Origin of the sequence: Marinobacter pelagius, from assembly GCF_003315345.1 — a bacterium.
Lineage (GTDB): Bacteria > Pseudomonadota > Gammaproteobacteria > Pseudomonadales > Oleiphilaceae > Marinobacter > Marinobacter pelagius_A.
This window is the reverse complement of sequence record NZ_QNRO01000003.1, coordinates 53749-70220: the sequence shown is the minus strand read 5'-3', so window position 1 is coordinate 70220 and position 16472 is coordinate 53749. Positions and strand designations below refer to the sequence as shown.

The 16472-nt window shown below is 61.5% G+C and carries 16 protein-coding genes; 5 read left to right on the top strand and 11 right to left on the bottom strand.

Annotated elements, in window-relative coordinates:
- Positions 1 to 57 precede the first annotated feature (57 nt).
- Together DET50_RS04285 and DET50_RS04280 are read right to left on the bottom strand one after the other, a co-directional pair.
- Positions 58 to 948 carry a prenyltransferase gene (locus tag DET50_RS04285; protein WP_113861642.1) on the bottom strand — a complete coding sequence of 297 codons (891 nt, stop codon included), beginning with the start codon at positions 946 to 948 and terminating at the stop codon, positions 58 to 60.
- A 12-nt stretch (positions 949 to 960) separates the two neighbouring features.
- Entirely contained in the window at positions 961 to 1848 is an 888-nt protein-coding gene (locus DET50_RS04280; RefSeq protein WP_113861641.1) for an AEC family transporter, read from the bottom strand.
- A 180-nt stretch (positions 1849 to 2028) separates the two neighbouring features.
- Here DET50_RS04280 and DET50_RS04275 point away from each other — a divergent pair, with 180 nt between their 5' ends.
- The gene (locus DET50_RS04275) at positions 2029 to 3222 is read left to right on the top strand and encodes a MalY/PatB family protein (RefSeq protein WP_113861640.1); all 1194 of its coding nucleotides are present in this window, start codon (positions 2029 to 2031) and stop codon (positions 3220 to 3222) included.
- Here DET50_RS04275 and DET50_RS04270 read toward each other — a convergent pair.
- Positions 3219 to 4154, bottom strand: a complete 936-nt coding sequence (locus tag DET50_RS04270) for a DMT family transporter (RefSeq protein ID WP_113861639.1) — start codon at positions 4152 to 4154, stop codon at positions 3219 to 3221. The two genes, DET50_RS04275 and DET50_RS04270, sit on opposite strands and share 4 nt — an antisense overlap.
- 51 nt (positions 4155 to 4205) lie before the next feature.
- A complete protein-coding gene (locus DET50_RS04265; RefSeq protein ID WP_113861638.1) occupies positions 4206 to 5606 on the bottom strand; it encodes a succinylglutamate desuccinylase/aspartoacylase domain-containing protein in 1401 nt (466 codons plus the stop codon).
- 191 nt (positions 5607 to 5797) lie between these two features.
- On the opposite strand from DET50_RS04265, the gene DET50_RS04260 reads away from it, so the two are divergent.
- Entirely contained in the window at positions 5798 to 5956 is a 159-nt protein-coding gene (locus DET50_RS04260) for a YqaE/Pmp3 family membrane protein (RefSeq protein WP_091998138.1), read from the top strand.
- 93 nt (positions 5957 to 6049) lie between these two features.
- Here DET50_RS04260 and DET50_RS04255 read toward each other — a convergent pair whose 3' ends face one another.
- Positions 6050 to 7687 (bottom strand): MBL fold metallo-hydrolase, encoded by a 1638-nt coding sequence (locus DET50_RS04255; RefSeq protein WP_113861637.1) that lies wholly within the window; start codon positions 7685 to 7687, stop codon positions 6050 to 6052.
- Positions 7688 to 7969: 282 nt separating this feature from the next.
- On the opposite strand from DET50_RS04255, the gene DET50_RS04250 reads away from it, so the two are divergent.
- Complete coding sequence (locus DET50_RS04250) at positions 7970 to 8416, top strand: thioesterase family protein (protein WP_113861636.1); 447 nt, start codon at positions 7970 to 7972, stop codon at positions 8414 to 8416.
- Positions 8417 to 8438: 22 nt separating this feature from the next.
- Here the strand turns inward: DET50_RS04250 and DET50_RS04245 are convergent, their stop codons facing one another.
- The 4 genes from DET50_RS04245 to DET50_RS04230 form a co-directional block, all read right to left on the bottom strand.
- Positions 8439 to 9722: an MATE family efflux transporter gene (locus DET50_RS04245; protein ID WP_113861790.1), complete on the bottom strand. Its 1284-nt coding sequence runs from the start codon at positions 9720 to 9722 to the stop codon at positions 8439 to 8441.
- A 147-nt stretch (positions 9723 to 9869) separates the two neighbouring features.
- Positions 9870 to 10367, bottom strand: a complete 498-nt coding sequence (tpx, locus tag DET50_RS04240; protein ID WP_113861635.1) for a thiol peroxidase — start codon at positions 10365 to 10367, stop codon at positions 9870 to 9872.
- A 266-nt stretch (positions 10368 to 10633) separates the two neighbouring features.
- The gene (locus tag DET50_RS04235; protein ID WP_113861634.1) at positions 10634 to 11854 is read right to left on the bottom strand and encodes a Bcr/CflA family multidrug efflux MFS transporter; all 1221 of its coding nucleotides are present in this window, start codon (positions 11852 to 11854) and stop codon (positions 10634 to 10636) included.
- Between the two features lie 236 nt (positions 11855 to 12090).
- Entirely contained in the window at positions 12091 to 13002 is a 912-nt protein-coding gene (locus tag DET50_RS04230; RefSeq protein ID WP_113861633.1) for a LysR family transcriptional regulator, read from the bottom strand.
- Positions 13003 to 13133: 131 nt separating this feature from the next.
- On the opposite strand from DET50_RS04230, the gene DET50_RS04225 reads away from it, so the two are divergent.
- Positions 13134 to 13811, top strand: coding sequence for a haloacid dehalogenase type II (locus DET50_RS04225; RefSeq protein ID WP_113861632.1), 678 nt, complete (start codon positions 13134 to 13136; stop codon positions 13809 to 13811).
- A 156-nt stretch (positions 13812 to 13967) separates the two neighbouring features.
- Here the strand turns inward: DET50_RS04225 and DET50_RS04220 are convergent, their stop codons facing one another.
- Positions 13968 to 15119: an alpha/beta fold hydrolase gene (locus tag DET50_RS04220; RefSeq protein WP_113861631.1), complete on the bottom strand. Its 1152-nt coding sequence runs from the start codon at positions 15117 to 15119 to the stop codon at positions 13968 to 13970.
- Positions 15120 to 15315: 196 nt separating this feature from the next.
- On the opposite strand from DET50_RS04220, the gene DET50_RS04215 reads away from it, so the two are divergent.
- On the top strand, positions 15316 to 16212 hold the full coding sequence (locus DET50_RS04215; RefSeq protein ID WP_113861630.1) for an acyltransferase: 897 nt from the start codon (positions 15316 to 15318) through the stop codon (positions 16210 to 16212).
- A gap of 15 nt (positions 16213 to 16227) precedes the next feature.
- Here DET50_RS04215 and DET50_RS04210 read toward each other — a convergent pair whose 3' ends face one another.
- Positions 16228 to 16431 (bottom strand): hypothetical protein, encoded by a 204-nt coding sequence (locus DET50_RS04210; protein WP_113861629.1) that lies wholly within the window; start codon positions 16429 to 16431, stop codon positions 16228 to 16230.
- Between the last annotated feature and the right edge of the window lie 41 nt (positions 16432 to 16472).

Here is a 16472-nt window from a genome sequence, read left to right as displayed (position 1 = left end):
AAGTCCCTGTACTTGCAAGGATCGGGAGCAAGTCCGGATGGGAAACCCGGTTGGTAGTCAGAGGCTGAGTCCGGCAATCAGTAACGCCAGTGTGGACAGCAGGACGGCCACGTTCGTTCCCAGCACCGCATTCAGCCGCTCCGGGTTGTCGAGCACGAGCGGCAGTTGCCGGGAAATCCACAGGCTGACGGGCAGGGTGAGCAGGGCAAGGGCGCTCCACACCGGTAACCCGCCCAGCAGAACACCCAAGAGGACAGGAACATAACTGCCAAGCAAGAGCACTGCGACCAGTCGTGAAGCCGCCGTTCGGCCCAGGGTAATGACCAGATGACGCCGGCCGACTTTCTGGTCAGCGTCGGCATCCGGAATCTGGTTGATTAGCAACAGCTCGCTCACCAGGCACTGGGCGACCAGGGTCACCAGGAGGGCCGAAGTGTCGATCCTGCCGCCCAGGGCAACGAGGGCGCCCAGGACCATGACCGGCCCGAATCCGAGGCCCGGTGCGAGCAGGCACAGGATGGGCCGGCGGGTAATCCAGCGGGTGTAGGTCAGCACCAGGACGATACCGGCAACGCCCAGTACCAGCATGGGCAACCCCCGTTGCCAGAGAAAGTACAGGCCGATGGCCGTCACCAGGCCCAGGGTTCCGATGGCGGCAGCCAGAACACCCTTTGCCGCCGAGGGCATTTCGGGCAGTGCGCCGCTGCCACCGGAGAAGGGGGTGCGACGGGTGATCATATCCAGGCCGGAAACAAAGTCCTCGTACTCGTTGAACAGGTTGACCGCCGCATGGGCGAGCAGGGCGCCGATGAACACCAGCAGGGTGTCGACCAGGGCCGGTGAGCCGCCCTGTTGCCAGGCGACGGCCACCCCAAGCCCGGCGCAAAGAGGGGCGAGAACCAGGAAGTTGGGGCGAAAGGCGCGAACCACCGCAGCCGCTTCGGACATGCTGTATTTTCCTTATACGTAACCTGCGGCAAACACCAGTCCCAGCACGATCGGCATGACCACCAGGCTGCCGAGATTGCTGAGCAGGACCAGTGACGCCACCGTGTGGGGCTCCTGCTGGTATTGCTCAGCAACCATATAATTGAGCACCGCCGGAGGCAAGGCGGCGAATACCCACAGTGAGGCGGCCTGCAGGCCGGGCAGGTCGAGCACAGCAATCAAAGGCCAGGCCAGCAGCAGGCCACTGGCGGGGCAGGCGATGGCCCCCAGCAGGCCGAGTTTCCAGTCGTTGAAATCGATGTCCAGCATGCGTACCCCCAGGGCAAACAGCATCAGCGGGATACACACCTCACCGAGCATGTTCATGCTCTCCAGCAGGGTGTCGGGCAGGGCAATGCCGCTGAGGTTGACGGCCAGGCCGGCAACACAGGCGAATACGATCGGCAGTTTCAGCCGCTGGATGATCGAGGTGTGGGGGTCGAGCATATAAAGGCCCACGCTGAAATGCAGCAGCATCTCGACGATGAATAGCACGATGGCCGCGGGCAGCGCCGCATCACCGAAGGCCAGCAGCAGCACCGGAATGCCCATGTTGCCGGAGTTGTTGAACATCATCGGCGGCAGGAAGGTTTTCAGGTTCAGCTTGAGCGCCTTCGCCACCGGGTACAGCAGGACGCCGGAGCCGAGCACCACCACGGTCGCGCCGAGGGCCAGCCTGGCATACTCCTGCAGGGGCGCCTGTTGGTCCGCCAGGACTGCGAAAACGAGCAGGGGCACAAAAAGCTCCATGTTCAGCACGTTCAGGCCCTTTATATCGGGACTGCGGTATCGGCCGTACAGGGCGCCACAGCCGGTAATCAGAAACACCGGCAACATCGTGGAAAGAATCTGGCCAAGCATTGGAGGGCTCCGGCAAACAGGAAAAGTCGGATGAATAAACGGTTAGGTTCGCAAGTAACGCGGAACTTGGCAAATGCTATTGTCGGGAATTCGACCAAAGCCCAAGGGTTTGCCTGACGCCCTCGCGGCGGACACAATAGCCGGCATTGTCAGTCCGAATAGCGACCCTGGAGAGCGCCCGTGCCCCGTTTCGATCAGCCCCTGTCCCGAGAGAACACCTTCTCCGTGAAGTTTGATGCCCGGAAGGCGGTCTTTGGCCGCGAGGACGTGGTGCCGGTCTGGGTGGCGGACATGGACTTCGCGGCCCCGGAGGCGGTCACTGAGGCCCTGAAGCGGCGCGCCGAGCATCCGGTCTATGGCTACACCCTGTTCCCGGAGTCCCTGTACCAGTCCATGATCGACTGGTTCCGCCAGCGCCACGGCTGGGAGATCCGCCGGGAGTGGATCCTGATGGCGCCCGGGGTGGTACCGTCGCTGCACGCGGCCTGCCTCGCCTATTCCGGGCCCGGCGAGGGGGTGATCATCCAGCCGCCGGTGTACCCGCCGTTCTTCAGTTCGGTGAAGCTGACCGGGCGGCGCGTCGTCGAAAACCCGCTGATTGCTGACCGAACCGAGGATGGCGAGATCCGCTACACCATGGATCTGGAGCATCTGGAGGCCTGCGCGGCGCGGCCGGAGAACCGGGTCCTGATGTTATGTTCGCCTCATAACCCGGTAGGCCGGGTGTGGTCGGAACAGGAGTTGCGGGCGGTTCTGGATATCGCGCGTCGCCACGATCTGGTGGTGCTCAGCGACGAGATCCACTGTGACCTGGTGTTCCCCGATGCACCTCGCCACGTCATGCTGGCCACCCTGGCCCAACCGGACGACGCCCTGGTCACCGCAGTAGCGCCAAGCAAGAGCTTCAACATGCCCGGGCTAGGGCTCTCGGCCCTGGTGATCCCCGACCAGTCCCGGCGTCAGGCCATCAAGGCCGTGTTTGACCAGATGCACCTGCCGCAGTGCAACCCCTTCAGCGTGGCCGGATTCGAGGCGGGCTACCGGGAAGGCGGCCCCTGGCTCGACCAGTTGATGGAGTACCTGCAGGGGAACCGGGATTATGTGGTCGATGCCATCGACCGCCTGCCCGGCATCACCACCTTCGCGCCCGAAGGTACCTACCTGATGTGGCTGGATTGTCGCGAGTTGGGGCTGGACGATGCCGGCCTGAAACGGTTCTTTGTCCAGGACGCCGGCGTGGGAATGAATCCGGGCATCAGCTTTGGTGGGCCCGGCAGCGGCTTCATGCGCCTGAACATCGGCTGCCCGCGCCAGACTCTTGTGGAGGTGCTGGATCGGATCGGACAGGCACTGGCCGAAACACGACTCTCCTAGTCTTCGGCCTTGTGAATCGCGGGTCGTTTGACCCGTGTTGCCAGCAACAGTCCCACGAGAATCAGGCCACCCCCAACAATATGGAAAAGTCCCAGGGATTCGCCCAGGAACAGACCGGCGAGGACGGACGCATACACCGGGGTCAGATACATGAAAATGGCAGCGCCTCCCGGACCGATGGTATGCACGCCGTGGTTCCAGAACCCGTAGGCCAGAATGCCGGGGAAGATGGCGAAGTACAGCAATGGCAGGGCGGTATCGCGGGATAGCTCGAAGCCGCCGGCGAAGAAAAACAGATCCATCAGATAGAACGGAAAGATGATCAGGGTCCCGAGCAGGATCTGGGTGGTGAGGAAGGTCAGGGCCGGCAGTGGCACCGCCTGGCGGCGCAACAGCACTGAAAACAGACCCCAGCTGAATACCGCCGCGACCATGATCAGATCACCGGGCTGGGCCTGCAGTCCCGTGAGCACCGACAGCTGGCCCCGGGCAATTACCACCAGGATGCCGAGCACTGCCAGGCCGATACCCAGGGCCTGGATCGGGCGGGTGCGGTCCCCCAGCATCAGCCAGGCCAGCAGGGCGACGAAAATGGGGATGGTGGCGTTGATCAGGGCGATGTTGGTGGCGGTGGTGGTGATGGCCGCGTAGTACAGCAACGAGTTGAACGCGGCCACGCTGAAGGTGGCCAGCGCTACCATGGAGCCGAGGTGCTGGCGGATCACCTGCCGGTGGCGCAAGACCCCGGGCAGGCCAAAGGGCAACAGGATCGCCAGGGCAATGATCCAGCGCCAGAACGACATGGACAGGGGCGGTATGTCCTGCACGGTGCCCCGGGCAACCACAGCATTGCCGGCCCAGAACAGGGGCGTCAGCACCAGCCCGGTGTAGGCCAGTGCCCTGGATTTCGAGAAGGACTTTGATACTGCCAAGAGCGGTACTCCCGTCGTTTTTCATCCGCTGGGTGAAAAACGACTAGCATACTACTCTCCCGGCACTTCTGCCTCTGTACCAATGTGGTAGGCGGCAAAGCCGGCCATCACCACCTGGTCCACCGCCATGCCGATAATCCGGCCTTTCGCGGTTGAACGGATCGGATGCTGGGCATTGGTGATCGGATCGGCGACATAGCCGAGGATCTCCCCCTCGCTGACATTGGCGCCCAGTTCCACCTCGCTGAACAGGATGCCGCCGTGATCGGCCCGGATCCAGTCGGAGTCGTAGTAGACCGGCTCCGGATCGCCCCAGACAAACATCCGTGAAATCATGCCCTGTTTTTCCATCAGGCTGGTCAGGCTGTTGACCCCGGCCTCGATCTGATGCTCCTGGATCCGGTGGGATTCGCCGGCCTCCAGGGTGACCGTGGTAATCCCGGCTTCCACCGCCGCGGTCCTGAGCATGCCGGCTGAACCGGAGCTGTGGACCACGGCCATGCGATCGAAGCCGCGGGTGAACCGGGCCACGTCCGGGTTGTTCATGTCCGCCCGCAATTGCGGCAGGTTGGTGCGCTTGAGGGAACCGGTGTGGATGTCCACCAGCATGTCGCAACGACGGATGATGTTCTCGAACAGGGAATGGGCGATCCGGTCTGCCAGGCTTCCGGTCTCGCTGCCGGGAAAGTGCCGGTTCAGGTCACGCCGGTCCGGCAGATAACGACTGGCCTGCTGGAACCCGGGCAGGTTGACGATCGGGATACCCACCACGCGCCCGCTGAGTTTCTCAGGGTTCAGGTCGTACACTGTGCGTCGGATGATCTCGATACCGTTGAGTTCGTCACCATGAACGGCTCCGGTCAGGCACAGGGTAGGGCCGGCATTGACGCCATTGACCACCAGCACCGGCGTGGGCTGGGACAGCCCGGCAATCTGGATCCCCGGCGACCAGGCCAGTCGGGTCGAGGTTCCCGGCATCACTTCGCTGCCCAGCAGGGTGAAACTGCTGGCTTTTTCCGGCACTGGCGCGGGCTCGGGAGCGCCCTGAACAGTTTCCGGAGCCGCCTCCGTGTCACTGTCCGCTCCAACTTCCGGTTTCGGTCTGGTCACCGTGGCTGAGGGGGCAGGCTCTGGCACAACCTCCTTCAGGTCAATGTTCGGAGCCACCCTCTGGGCCGGCTCTTCCTGCCCGGCCTGTTGTTTGGAGTCGGTCTCGGGGGCGGACTCCGGTTCTGTTCGCACTTGCGGTGCGGTCGATTCCAGAGGCTCAGACTGCTCTATGTCCTCGACATCCTCATCCTCGGCAAGTTCAGCCACAAGGATCGCTTTCGGGGCTGTATCGCCGGGGGTGTTGGCAGAGGAGTCTTCCGCCAGTGCAGGCAGCGAGGCAAGGCCAAACGTGGCGGCCAGTGCCAGCAGAAAGCTCGGTGTTCGGGAGGCGTCAAACAGCATGGTTCCTCAACGTTCGTAATTTGGCGCTCAAGGATAGAGTCACGCTGGCCGTGATGGATACAGCTGTGACAAAGGTTTAATGCCGGTTTCATGAAACCTCGCCATGATGCGCTACAGTGCCGGTCAAAGCTGTTTACAGGTGCTATGTTGTAAGCATGTGACAGTTATAACTTTGCCAGGGAGTGAACCCTATGGATCTTTTGCGAATTTTGATAGCAATTTTGTTACCACCCCTGGGTGTGTTCCTGCAGGTAGGTATCGGCAAACATTTCTGGATCAACATCCTGCTGACGCTCCTGGGTTATATTCCGGGCATCGTGCACGCGGTGTGGGTGATTGCCAAGAAGTAGAAAATCCTGAATTTTCAAAACAAAAGCCCGGAAGTTCCGGGCTTTTTGCGTTAGATGGCGGTGAAAGTATTCGGTTGGAGCCGAGTTCTCTGGTCAGGTGTGATCATTACGGAACCACTGCCCGTCCTGTTCCCTGGCCCGGCCATCGGCTTCCAGCTTCAGCAGGTGCGCAAGGGCCGAGCGCGCCGCCAGACCGTGAATTGCCGTTGGCACATCGTCGTAGGCTTTCGCTGTCAGGTCTTTCAGGCCGACCGGCGACAGCTCCTTGAGGGCTTTGGCCACCTTGTGCTCCCGGGACAGACGATGGGTGATCAGGTAGTCGATCACCGCCTCGGGGCGGGCCATGAGGAAGCCGTGGGCCGGCGCGATATAGTTCAGCGGTTCGGTCAGCAACTCGTACAGCGACTCGATGTAGGCCTTCATGTCGCCGTCCGGCGGATTAATGACCACGGTCGAACCCTGCATGATGTGATCCCCGGAGAACAACAGCTCCTGGTCCACCAGCAGGTAACACAGATGATTCGAGGCATGGCCGGGGGTATGGAGTACCTTGAGCAGCCCGGCCTCGGTAACAATCAGATCCCCGTGCTCCGGCTGGTCGTCCGGCGCAAACGACTGGTCCTGGGAGCCACCGGCAGGCGCGGGCCAGCCGAAGACCCGGCAACCGGTCTTCTCTTTCAGCGTGGCAGTGCCCGGCGAGTGGTCAATATGGGTGTGGGTCACCACCACCTGATCGATCACGCCCCCGGTCAGCTCCAGAATCCGCTCGATGTGGGCCGGATCATCCGGCCCCGGGTCCAGGACGGTAAACCGCTCGTGACCCAGCAGGTAGGTGTTGGTACCGGGGCCGGTCATCATGCCCGGATTGGGCGCGGTCAGCCGCAGTACCCCGGCGGCAATCTCCACCGCTTCCCCGGGTATGATCTCCGCATGGGTCGATCCTTCACCCTCCGGATCCAGCTTGGCCGCCTCATCATAAGCCGGAGAGCCGGGCTCCAGGGTGACCGGCTTGCCCTTCCGAATCGCCGGCCAGGGCTGACTGGGATAAGGCTCCGGTGGATTGGCGTGGGCATAGCGCATGACCGCTTCGGTGGTGTCGAAATCGCTCAGCACCCGCAACGTCCGGATCGTCGGCAGCCCCAGCAACCGCTTGCCGCTGCGATGCTCCTCCAGGGCCTGGGCCGGATCGATCCAGACATGGTCAATGGTCTCCACCCCGTCATGGGAAGCGTCCTGCCCCTCCGGCGCTGCCGCCACAAAAAAACGGGTATCAAACCGCCGTGGCGGTCCGGGCGGTGTAATCCAGTGGCTCAGATAAGCCACCCGGTCCAGGGGAATCGTCAGGGCATGTTTCCGGCACAATTCCGCGAGCGAAACCTCACCCTTGAACAGCGGTATCCGCTCCTTCCGGACCGGATGGTCGCCATCGACCAAAGTCCCCTGCTCATCCAGCGCCAGCAGAATCCCCGCCTCCTCGAAACACTCCCGGACGGCGGCCAGCATATAATCCGCACCACCTTCATCCAGGCTCATGATCTGACTGATCTCGGCATCGGCCGGGCCAATGGCATGTTCACGGCCATGGGGTTCCTGAACGTCCACCGCCCCTCCGGGGAAAACAAAGTACCCGGGCATGAACGCGGCTTTCCAGGTCCGTTGCAGGAGCAAGACCTGAAGTCCCTCGGACGTGTCTCGAAGCAGGATCAGTGTGGCGGCAGGGCGTATATCCATAGTGTTCCCGTTAGATGAATTACGTCAGTGCGCGCACAGGGTAGGAGTGGGGATCGGGGTGAGCTTTCCAAAACTGTGCGGAGCCATGGATGGCGGAGCTCAAGCGCCACATGGACGTGCTCGAGCGGGTTTTGGAAAGCTCACCCCGATCCCCACTTCCTCCAAATGCCAATGCGCGGATATAAAGAGCAAGATAACTGAAGATGCCACAGGGTGAACAGTAAAACCCAAGAGCGTATGATTCGCGGCAACAGCAACCCGCATCCAGAAAGGTGACAAACCGTGGCCCGAATCAAACTCTCCTTCCCGGACGACGCCTTCGTCTTCGAAACCAGAATGCCCGTCCGCATCACCGACATCAACGGCGCCAACCACCTCGGCAACGACGCCCTCATCTCCATGCTGTCCGAAGCACGGGCCCAGTTTCTCGTGGAATACGGCGTCGAAGAAAGCGACCGGCAGGACATCGGCATCATCATCACCGACCTGGCCACCATGTACCAATCCGAGTCCTTCTACCCGGACATGCTGCGCTTCGAAGTCGGCCTGATGGACTTCAACAAGTACGGCGGCGACTTCGTTTTCCGGGTCACCAAGGCCGACGGCGGCCAGCCTGTGGCACTCGCCAAGTACGGCTTTGTTTTCTTCGACTACCAGCGCCGGCAGGTGTCCCCGATGCCCGACAGCTTCCGCTCACGCTTCGCCGGCAGTGATTCAGGGGATTCCTGAGGCAGCTAGCGGGTGCCCCCAATCAGGCGGGCGCCTCCTGCTGGCGGAGATGGGTCATACCCTGACGGTACAGGAGATAGGCGGTGGTGCCGGCCAGCAGGTTACCCACCAGCGCTCCTGACATCAGCCCGGTCAGCCCGGAGATCTGCGAGCCCAGCCACAGCATCGGCAGGTACCAGGCAAACAGCCGCAGGGTGGAAATCAGCAGAGCGCGCATGGGCAGCCCGAGGGCATTGTTCACCGAGACCATCAGCATACACACCCCCAGCCCGCTGTAACTCAGCGGCACCCGCAACAGATAATTCACCAGAATATCCTGCACATCCGCGTCACTGGTGAAAAGCGTCGAAACCAGGCCCGACGCGGCCAGCCACACCAGTGCCAGGGCCAGTTGCCAGACCACGATAAACCGGACGGCAATGCGCACCAGGCGGCGGATGGTCTCCACTTCGCCGGACCCCAGCAGGCGCCCGATCATCGGTGGCATGGACATGGTCAGGGCCAGCACCACCACGATCGAAAAGAACTCCAGACGGGTACCCAGCCCCCAGGCGGCCACCGCCGCCGAACCGAAACCGGCTACCAGCGCCGTGGCCAGCATGGCCGACACCGGCGGCATCAGCTGGCTGACCATGGCCGGTGCCATGATACTGCCAAGCTGGCGCAGGGCCTGGGTCAGTTTTAGCTGGAGCAGGTCAAAGCGGAGCCATTGGCGGCGAATCAGAGCCGGGTAGATAACCAGCGCGCCCAGCCCGAAGGCGGTAATGGTGGCCCAGGCCGCACCTGGCAGGCCCCAGCCGAACACAAAGATGTAGAGCGGGTCCAGGGCGATGTTGATCAGGCTGGTGGCAATCATCATGTAGCCAGGCAGCTTGGTATCGCCATTGGAGCGGCAGATCGCGTAACCGAAATACAGCATGGCCCCGGTCCAGGCCGACACCAGCCAGGGCGCCCAGTACTCCCGGATCACCGGGCGCAGAGCCGTTTCGGCCCCCAGCAGGTCCAGAATCACCGACTGCAGCAGCCATACCGACAGGCACAGAATCAGCGCCAGACTGGCACCGATGGTGACAACCAGGCCGCCCAGACGCTGGGCCCGGAGCTCGTCGCCCTGGCCCAGGGTGCGGGAGATAATGGCGGTGGTGGCAATTCCGAGGCCGACATACATGCCGCTGACCAGTTGCTGCATGGGCACCGTAAAACCCAGTGCCGCCAGCGGATCACGCCCGAGCTGGCCCACGAAGGCACTGTCGGCCAGGTGGAAGGTCATCAGGGACAGAACGCCGAAAAGCATGGGCCAGGTCATGTCATAGAGCTGGCGGCCGAGGCTCGTGTTTTCGGATGTCTGGTTCAAAACAGCCTGCGTGGTATCAGGAGTGGGTGAAAAGGCAGGAGAGTATAACGCAGATCGGCTGCCGGAGCCTGAACGCCCCGGCAGCCGATCGGGAGGGTATCAGAGTGCCTTCAGGGCGGCGTCGTAATCCGGCTCGTTCTTGATCTCGTTCACCAGCTCACTGTGCAGCACCTTGTTGTTCTCATCCAGCACCACAACGGCACGGGCGCACAGGCCGGCCAGCGGGCCATCCTGGATGGCGACGCCGTAGTCCTGCTGGAACGCGTAGTTACGGAAGGTGGACAGGGTTTCCACATCCTTCAGGCCTTCGGCGCCGCAGAAGCGTGAGGCGGCGAAGGGCAGGTCGGCGGAGACCACCAAAACCACGGTGTTGTCCAGGCTGCCGGCCTTTTCGTTGAACTTGCGGGTGGAGGCGGCGCAGACACCGGTGTCGATGCTGGGGATGATGTTCAGGATCTTGCGCTTGCTCTGCCAGTTCTCGAGTTTGACTTCCTCGAGGCCGCTGTTGGTCAGAGTGAAGGGGGGAGCGTTGTCGCCCGGTTGGGGGAATTTGCCGCTCAGTTCGATGGGGTTGCCGTCCAGGGTGACTTTGCTCATTTTGGCTCCTTTTTGAGTCCGGTTTGGGGTTGTAGTGATCTACTCCTCCCAGACTAGTTTGGATGACTTTGATTGTCATTATCGGCTTTTGAGATCGGGCTTGGTGCTGGTCCGACTAGGGGGTGGCTTGCCAAAACCCGCTCCTTCGGCACATCCCTGTGGCGCTTGAGCTCCGCCATCCATGGCTCCGCACAGTTTTGGCAAGCCACCCCCTAGCCGGACTCAAACCTCTGAGCTGGATTCGACAGAGCTCGGGACAAATCGGGTTATTGGCTGGACGCGCTTTGCGGCTCGAATCCTCGGGCCGGGTGGCGTTGGACGAGGATCAGGTAGCAGGCCATTGCGATGGCGGCGCAGACGGCGATGATGCTGGCCATGACCAGGGAGGTGCCGTCGTGGAAGTGGCCGACGAGGCCGCCGGCGACGGCGGCGAGGGCCATCTGGATGAAGCCGAACAGGGCGGAGGCGGAGCCGGCCATGGTGGGGAAGTTGGCCATGGCGCCGGCCATGGTCTGGGGGAGGACCATGCCGGTGCCGATCATGAACAGGGCCTGGGGCAGGATGATGGCCCAGACGTTGTAGATTTCCTGGTAGGCCAGGATGGCCATGGTGGCCCCGCCCGCTACGGCGACCATCAGTCCACGGACGAGAATCTGATCGGTATTGAGGTTGCGGCCGAGGCGCACGGCGGTGAGGTTGCCGATGATGAAGCCGGCGACCATGCAGGCGAAGTACATACCGAAGTGCTTCGGATCGACGCCGAGGAAGTCGATCAGCACGAAGGATGAGCCGGACAGGAAGGCAAACAGTCCGGCGAAAATCGCCGCGTTGGTGAGCGAATAGCCCAGGAAGCTGATGTCCGTGCTGATGCGACGATAATTATGGAGCAAGGTGCACGGCTTGAGCGGCTGCCGATATTCCGGGCGCATGGGTTCGGGGATGCCGTAGGCGACGACCACGGCCATGACCAGGGCATAGGCGCCGAGTGCGATGAAAATGGAGGACCAACCCAGACCGGTGACCAGTACACCGCCGATGGTCGGGGCAATCGCCGGTGCCACGGCCATGATGCTGGCCAGGATGGCGAGGATTTTTGCGGCTTCGCGTGGGGTGTAGATGTCCCGGATTGCGGCGCGGCCAAGCACCGGGCCGGCGGAACCGCCCAGGGCCTGGAGGAAGCGGCAAACCTGGAGGGTTTCGATGTTGGTGGCCAGGGCGCAGCCCAGGCTGGCCAGTGCGAACAGGACGAAACCGCCAATCATGATCGGCTTGCGGCCGAATCGGTCCGCCAATGGCCCACAGACCAGCTGGGCGATGGCAAAGCCTGCCATGTAGAGGCTCAGTGTCAGCTGGACCTGGTCGGTGCCGGTACCGAAGTCACTGCCGATTTGCGGCAGCGCAGGCAGGTACATGTCCGTCGCCAGGGGGCCCAGGGCGACAGCGGCTGCCAATAGAATCGTTGTCCAGACACTGGTGAGTGCGAGCATTGTGGTCCTGTTGCGTTATCAAAAAGGTTCGACAGGCCGGGTTGGGATAGCCTTTCCGAAACTGTGCGGAGCCATGGATGGCGGAGCTCAAGCGTCACAGGGACGTGCCGTAAGGAGCGTGTTTCGGAAAGGCTATCCCAACCCGGCCGACCTGCTGTGTGTTGGAAGTCTAGGGTGAAAGGAGGGGAAAGATAACGGAGTAATCATTCATACAATGTATGAACAAAACTAATTGATTAGTCGCCAGGCCTGTTCATGGTGGCTGCGACCGCGTTCACCTGATTTCTCAGCCACTTATGGGCCGGATCGTTCTGGTTTCGGCGATGCCAGAGCATCAGCAGGGTGAAGGGCTTGAAGTCGAAGGGTAGCGGCACCCAGGCAAAATCCCGCATCAGGTGCTTGCTCATGCGCTCCGGTGCCGTTGCCAGCATATCGGTGCCCCGGAGGAACTCGGGAAGCCCGGAGAAGTTGGAGACCGTGACCACATTCCGCCGCGTAAGGCCCCGAGCCGAGATCGAGATATCGAGGCTGGGTTTTTCACCGGTGGCGAACAGCAGGGCGATATGATCGGCCTTGAGGTAGTCCGCCAGATCATCAGGTGGCTCGCGATGTGCGGGGTCGTAGAACACCACCATGCGATCGGCCATCAGTCCACGCTGCATGATATCCGTGGCTTCCGGAGGGTGGGGTGAGATGATCAGGTCGCACACATCCTTGCGCAGCATGTCGGCACTGGGAATCCCCGACGGAATCACCTGAAGGCTGATACCGGGAGCTTCCCGCCGCAGGATTCTGACCAGCCCCGGAAGCAGCAGGTCCCTCTGGTAATCGTTGGCGGCAATGGTGAACGTAAACTCGGCCGTGGCCGGGCTGAACGGCGGGCCGGCGGAGAGTGACTGCAGGTCGTCGAGAATCTGCCGGATGTGCGGGCCCGCCTGCAGGGCATAGCGGGTCGGCACGATACCCCGGCCGGATTTCACGAACAGCGGATCACCCAGTGCCTGCCGGAGTCGCTCCAGCGTATGGCTGACCGCCGACTGGGTCACGCCCAGCCGAACCGCGGCCCGCGACACACTGCCTTCGTCCAGAACGGCGAGGAAGGTACTGAGCGCGCGAAAATCCAGGTTCAATGTATCAATCGGGTTCATGAATGGCAGTGTAACCCGTGCCCGGGTGGTCGGCCATCTCTGAGCCTTGAGTGTTTATTCAAAAATGTGGGTCTTCTGTAGTAGGGTTAGGCGTAAGGGACAAGACAACCACACGAAACGAGGCTCATGTTATGACCATGCATCTGGCGTTCGATGTCTACGGCACCCTGGTGGACCCCATGGGCATGTCCGACCTGCTACGGCAGGACGCCGGCGACCAGGCAGAATCGGTCGCCGCCCTCTGGCGCGAGAAACAGCTGGAATTCTCATTCCGCAAAGGCCTGATGAAAGCCTACGAAGATTTCGGTGTCTGCACCCGCCAGGCCCTGCGCTACGCCATGGCCACCCTAAAGCTGGAACTGTCGCAAGAGCGGGAAGACGAACTGATGACCGCCTACCTGGCCTTACCAGCGTTTGAAGATTCCCTGCCGGCGCTGCAGGCCCTGAAGGGCAAATACCCGCTGTTCGCGTTCTCCAACGGCAGTTACCCGGCACTGGAGAAGGTACTGGGGCACAACAACCTGCTTGATCAGTTTGACGGCCTGGTCTCGGTCGACGATATCAAGAGCTTCAAACCCGACCCGGCAGTATACACCTACGCACGGCGGGCAACGGGTGCCTGGGATCGGCCCCTGTGCCTGGTTTCCAGTAATGCCTGGGATGTGATTGGTGCAAGGGCCGCCGGACTCCAGGCCATTTGGGTGCAACGTGACTCTGACAAGGTCTTTGAGGACTGGGGCATAGAGCCCTCAGCAGTAATCAGTAGCCTTTCGCTGTTACCCGGAATAGTGGCAAACCTCCAAAACTAGCGGAGGCGGGTGTTGGGTAGGGCTGTCCAAAACTGTGCGGAGCCAAGGATGGCGGAGCTCAAGCGTCACATGGACGTGCCGAAGGAGCGTGTTTTGGACAGCCCTACCCAACATCCGCCGGCATCCTCAGAGTCGAACCCTTGAAATCTTGAAATGCTAGTCACACCGCAAAGCAAGCCACTCAGCCATCTCCAACCAGCTCTCCTTGGGCGCTTTGCTCCCAGCCAGAATCCCCATATGCCCCCCAGGCACCACCCGAAACGTCTTGTCCCCGGAACTCACATGATCCATCACCCGCTTGGCCGCCCCCGGCGTCACCATCGTATCCTCACTACCGGCAACCGCCAGTAAGTTGGCACTCACGTTCTCCAGCCGGGCAATATCCTCACCGATCTGGATCTCCCCCTTCGACAACTGATTATCGATCCACACCCGAACCACCGTGTCCTGAATAATCCCGCCGGGATAAGCCACCATCCGATCCAGGAACGCCGAGGTCGTGGCATGACTGGTCACAAACTCCCGGTCTCCCAGCCGCACAATCAGCTCCCAGTAGCCCATCACGCTGCCAATCGGATTGGTCAGCTTGAACCCCAGGGTATTGGCCCAGCCGGGCGTATGGAACCAGTGCGGTTTCAGATTGTGGATCCGAAACCCCGTACGCTTTCGAATCACCTCGGCCGCCTCGGCAATGGCCTGGGACGCCACCCCCATGAAGCCGGAGGCATGGCTGTCGATGGGTGAGCCCAGCACAATGGCATTGCGCACATGCTGGTCCCGGCTCAGGGCAGAGTAGAACAGGGTGAACATGCCGCCCATACTCCAGCCGTGCAGGGACAGCTCCTGCTCACCACTGTGTTCACGGACCCGGTTCAGATAGTCAGGCAGCAGTTCCGCCACATAGGTGTGCAGGTTGTAGTGGCTGTGTTCGCGCTTCGGCACACCCCAGTCGATCAGGTAGACCTCGAAACCCTTGGCACGCAGGAAACGGACCAGGCTACGCTGGGGAAACAGGTCATAGATCAGCATATTGACCGCCAGGGGCGGGATGATGACGATCGGGGTGCGATGGGTGGTTCGCTCCACCGGAATGGTCAGATCGTCCAGTTCGATGAAATCTTCCTGCAGCGGCGGGTAGTAGCGCAGGCTGACCAGACCGTCGGAATGCAGTGTCTCAAAGGGCGTCTGGCCGGCCTGGACCAGGCTGGCGGCGCGGAACACACGGTCGAAGGCATTGCCGGCATAGATGGTGGTCTGGCGGGTCAGGCCGGAGGTTTTGTCGAGCACCGACTTGAACGGATTTGGCATCGGGATTTCCATGGAACAGTTGATCACACCAGTTTAGAGAAAACAGATGGCAAGGCTAACCCCGGAAGAGTGAGGTGCCTATGGCAAAACCGTCCACCCTGCCGGGCAAACCGGTCACATCGGGCCACTGCCCATTATCGTCGGCCCTTGCTATCATGCGGCGCCATCGGACACAAAAACCAGAAGCAGGAAAGCCATGCTCAGTTTCCTCCCGGCCCCGGTCAAGGGCGTACTCAATTCTATCCTCCTCGGCATCAACACACTGTTCTGGTGCATCCTTCTGTACATCCCGGCAATCCTGAAGCTGATCGTTCCGATCAAGGGTTTTCGCGTGCTGTGCACCCGCTGGATCATCGCCATTGCCGAAGCCTGGGTGGCCTGCAACATTGGCTGGATGAAGCTCACCCACGGCACCCGCTGGGACGTGAAAGGTGCCGAGGAGCTGGAACGGCAGAGCTGGTACCTGGTGCTGAGCAACCATCAGAGCTGGGTCGATATCCTGGCCATGCAGCGGGTGTTCAACAAGCGGGCACCGTTCCTGAAATTCTTCCTGAAGCAGCAACTGATCTGGGTGCCGGTGATCGGCCTGGCCTGGTGGGGTCTGGATTTCCCGTTCATGAAGCGCTACACCCGGGAATACCTGATCAAGCATCCGGAAAAGCGGGGTGAGGACCTCAAGGCCACCCGCCACGCCTGCGAGAAGTTCCGCTTCACCCCGGTGAGCGTGATGAACTTTGTCGAGGGCACCCGGTTTACCCAGGCCAAGCACGACAAACAGAAATCACCCTACAAACACCTGCTGACCCCGAAGGCCGGCGGTGTAGCCTTTGTGCTGGACGCCATGGGCGATTCCATCGAGACCCTGGTGGACGTCACCATTGCCTATCCCGATGGCGCGCCCACCTTCTGGGAGTTCCTCTGCGGCGACGTAAAGGCCATCCGGATGGAGATCCATACCAAGACCATCCCGGAATACCTGAAGGGCCGGGATTATTCCGCCGACGCCGAACATCGGCGGAACGTGAAGAACTGGCTGGCGGAATTATGGCAGGCGAAGGACGCGCGGCTGGAGCGGATGCTGGGCGATCAGTAAACGGACGGGGACCATTCAGTCATCGTCCCCGTCCTCCACTTCATCGGGATGCTCACGCTTGTAGCGTTCCCACTCTTCCCAGTCATGGGGCGTGCCGGCGTGGGGTCGGCGCAGATGTTTTGCGTGCTCCATGGCGTTATGCCGCAGGCTGTGGTCCGGCTCCTCATCTTCCTTGTCGAAACCGTATTTCTTGAGAAATTCTTGCGGACTGATGGGCATGGCGCACCTCCCTTAAAAGGCTATGTCCTTTCAATTACGAT

What these genes read in the sequence shown, in the direction of transcription:
- DET50_RS04285 (WP_113861642.1), bottom strand. Translation starts at nt 948, where the DNA reads ATGTCCGAAGCGGCTGCGGTGGTTCGCGCCTTTCGCCCCAACTTCCTG.
- DET50_RS04280 (WP_113861641.1), bottom strand. Translation starts at nt 1,848, where the DNA reads ATGCTTGGCCAGATTCTTTCCACGATGTTGCCGGTGTTTCTGATTACC.
- DET50_RS04265 (WP_113861638.1), bottom strand. Translation starts at nt 5,606, where the DNA reads ATGCTGTTTGACGCCTCCCGAACACCGAGCTTTCTGCTGGCACTGGCC.
- DET50_RS04260 (WP_091998138.1), top strand. Translation starts at nt 5,798, where the DNA reads ATGGATCTTTTGCGAATTTTGATAGCAATTTTGTTACCACCCCTGGGT.
- DET50_RS04255 (WP_113861637.1), bottom strand. Translation starts at nt 7,687, where the DNA reads ATGGATATACGCCCTGCCGCCACACTGATCCTGCTTCGAGACACGTCC.
- DET50_RS04245 (WP_113861790.1), bottom strand. Translation starts at nt 9,722, where the DNA reads ATGACCTGGCCCATGCTTTTCGGCGTTCTGTCCCTGATGACCTTCCAC.
- tpx (WP_113861635.1), bottom strand. Translation starts at nt 10,367, where the DNA reads ATGAGCAAAGTCACCCTGGACGGCAACCCCATCGAACTGAGCGGCAAA.
- DET50_RS04235 (WP_113861634.1), bottom strand. Translation starts at nt 11,854, where the DNA reads ATGCTCGCACTCACCAGTGTCTGGACAACGATTCTATTGGCAGCCGCT.
- DET50_RS04230 (WP_113861633.1), bottom strand. Translation starts at nt 13,002, where the DNA reads ATGAACCCGATTGATACATTGAACCTGGATTTTCGCGCGCTCAGTACC.
- DET50_RS04225 (WP_113861632.1), top strand. Translation starts at nt 13,134, where the DNA reads ATGACCATGCATCTGGCGTTCGATGTCTACGGCACCCTGGTGGACCCC.
- DET50_RS04220 (WP_113861631.1), bottom strand. Translation starts at nt 15,119, where the DNA reads ATGCCAAATCCGTTCAAGTCGGTGCTCGACAAAACCTCCGGCCTGACC.
- DET50_RS04215 (WP_113861630.1), top strand. Translation starts at nt 15,316, where the DNA reads ATGCTCAGTTTCCTCCCGGCCCCGGTCAAGGGCGTACTCAATTCTATC.
- DET50_RS04210 (WP_113861629.1), bottom strand. Translation starts at nt 16,431, where the DNA reads ATGCCCATCAGTCCGCAAGAATTTCTCAAGAAATACGGTTTCGACAAG.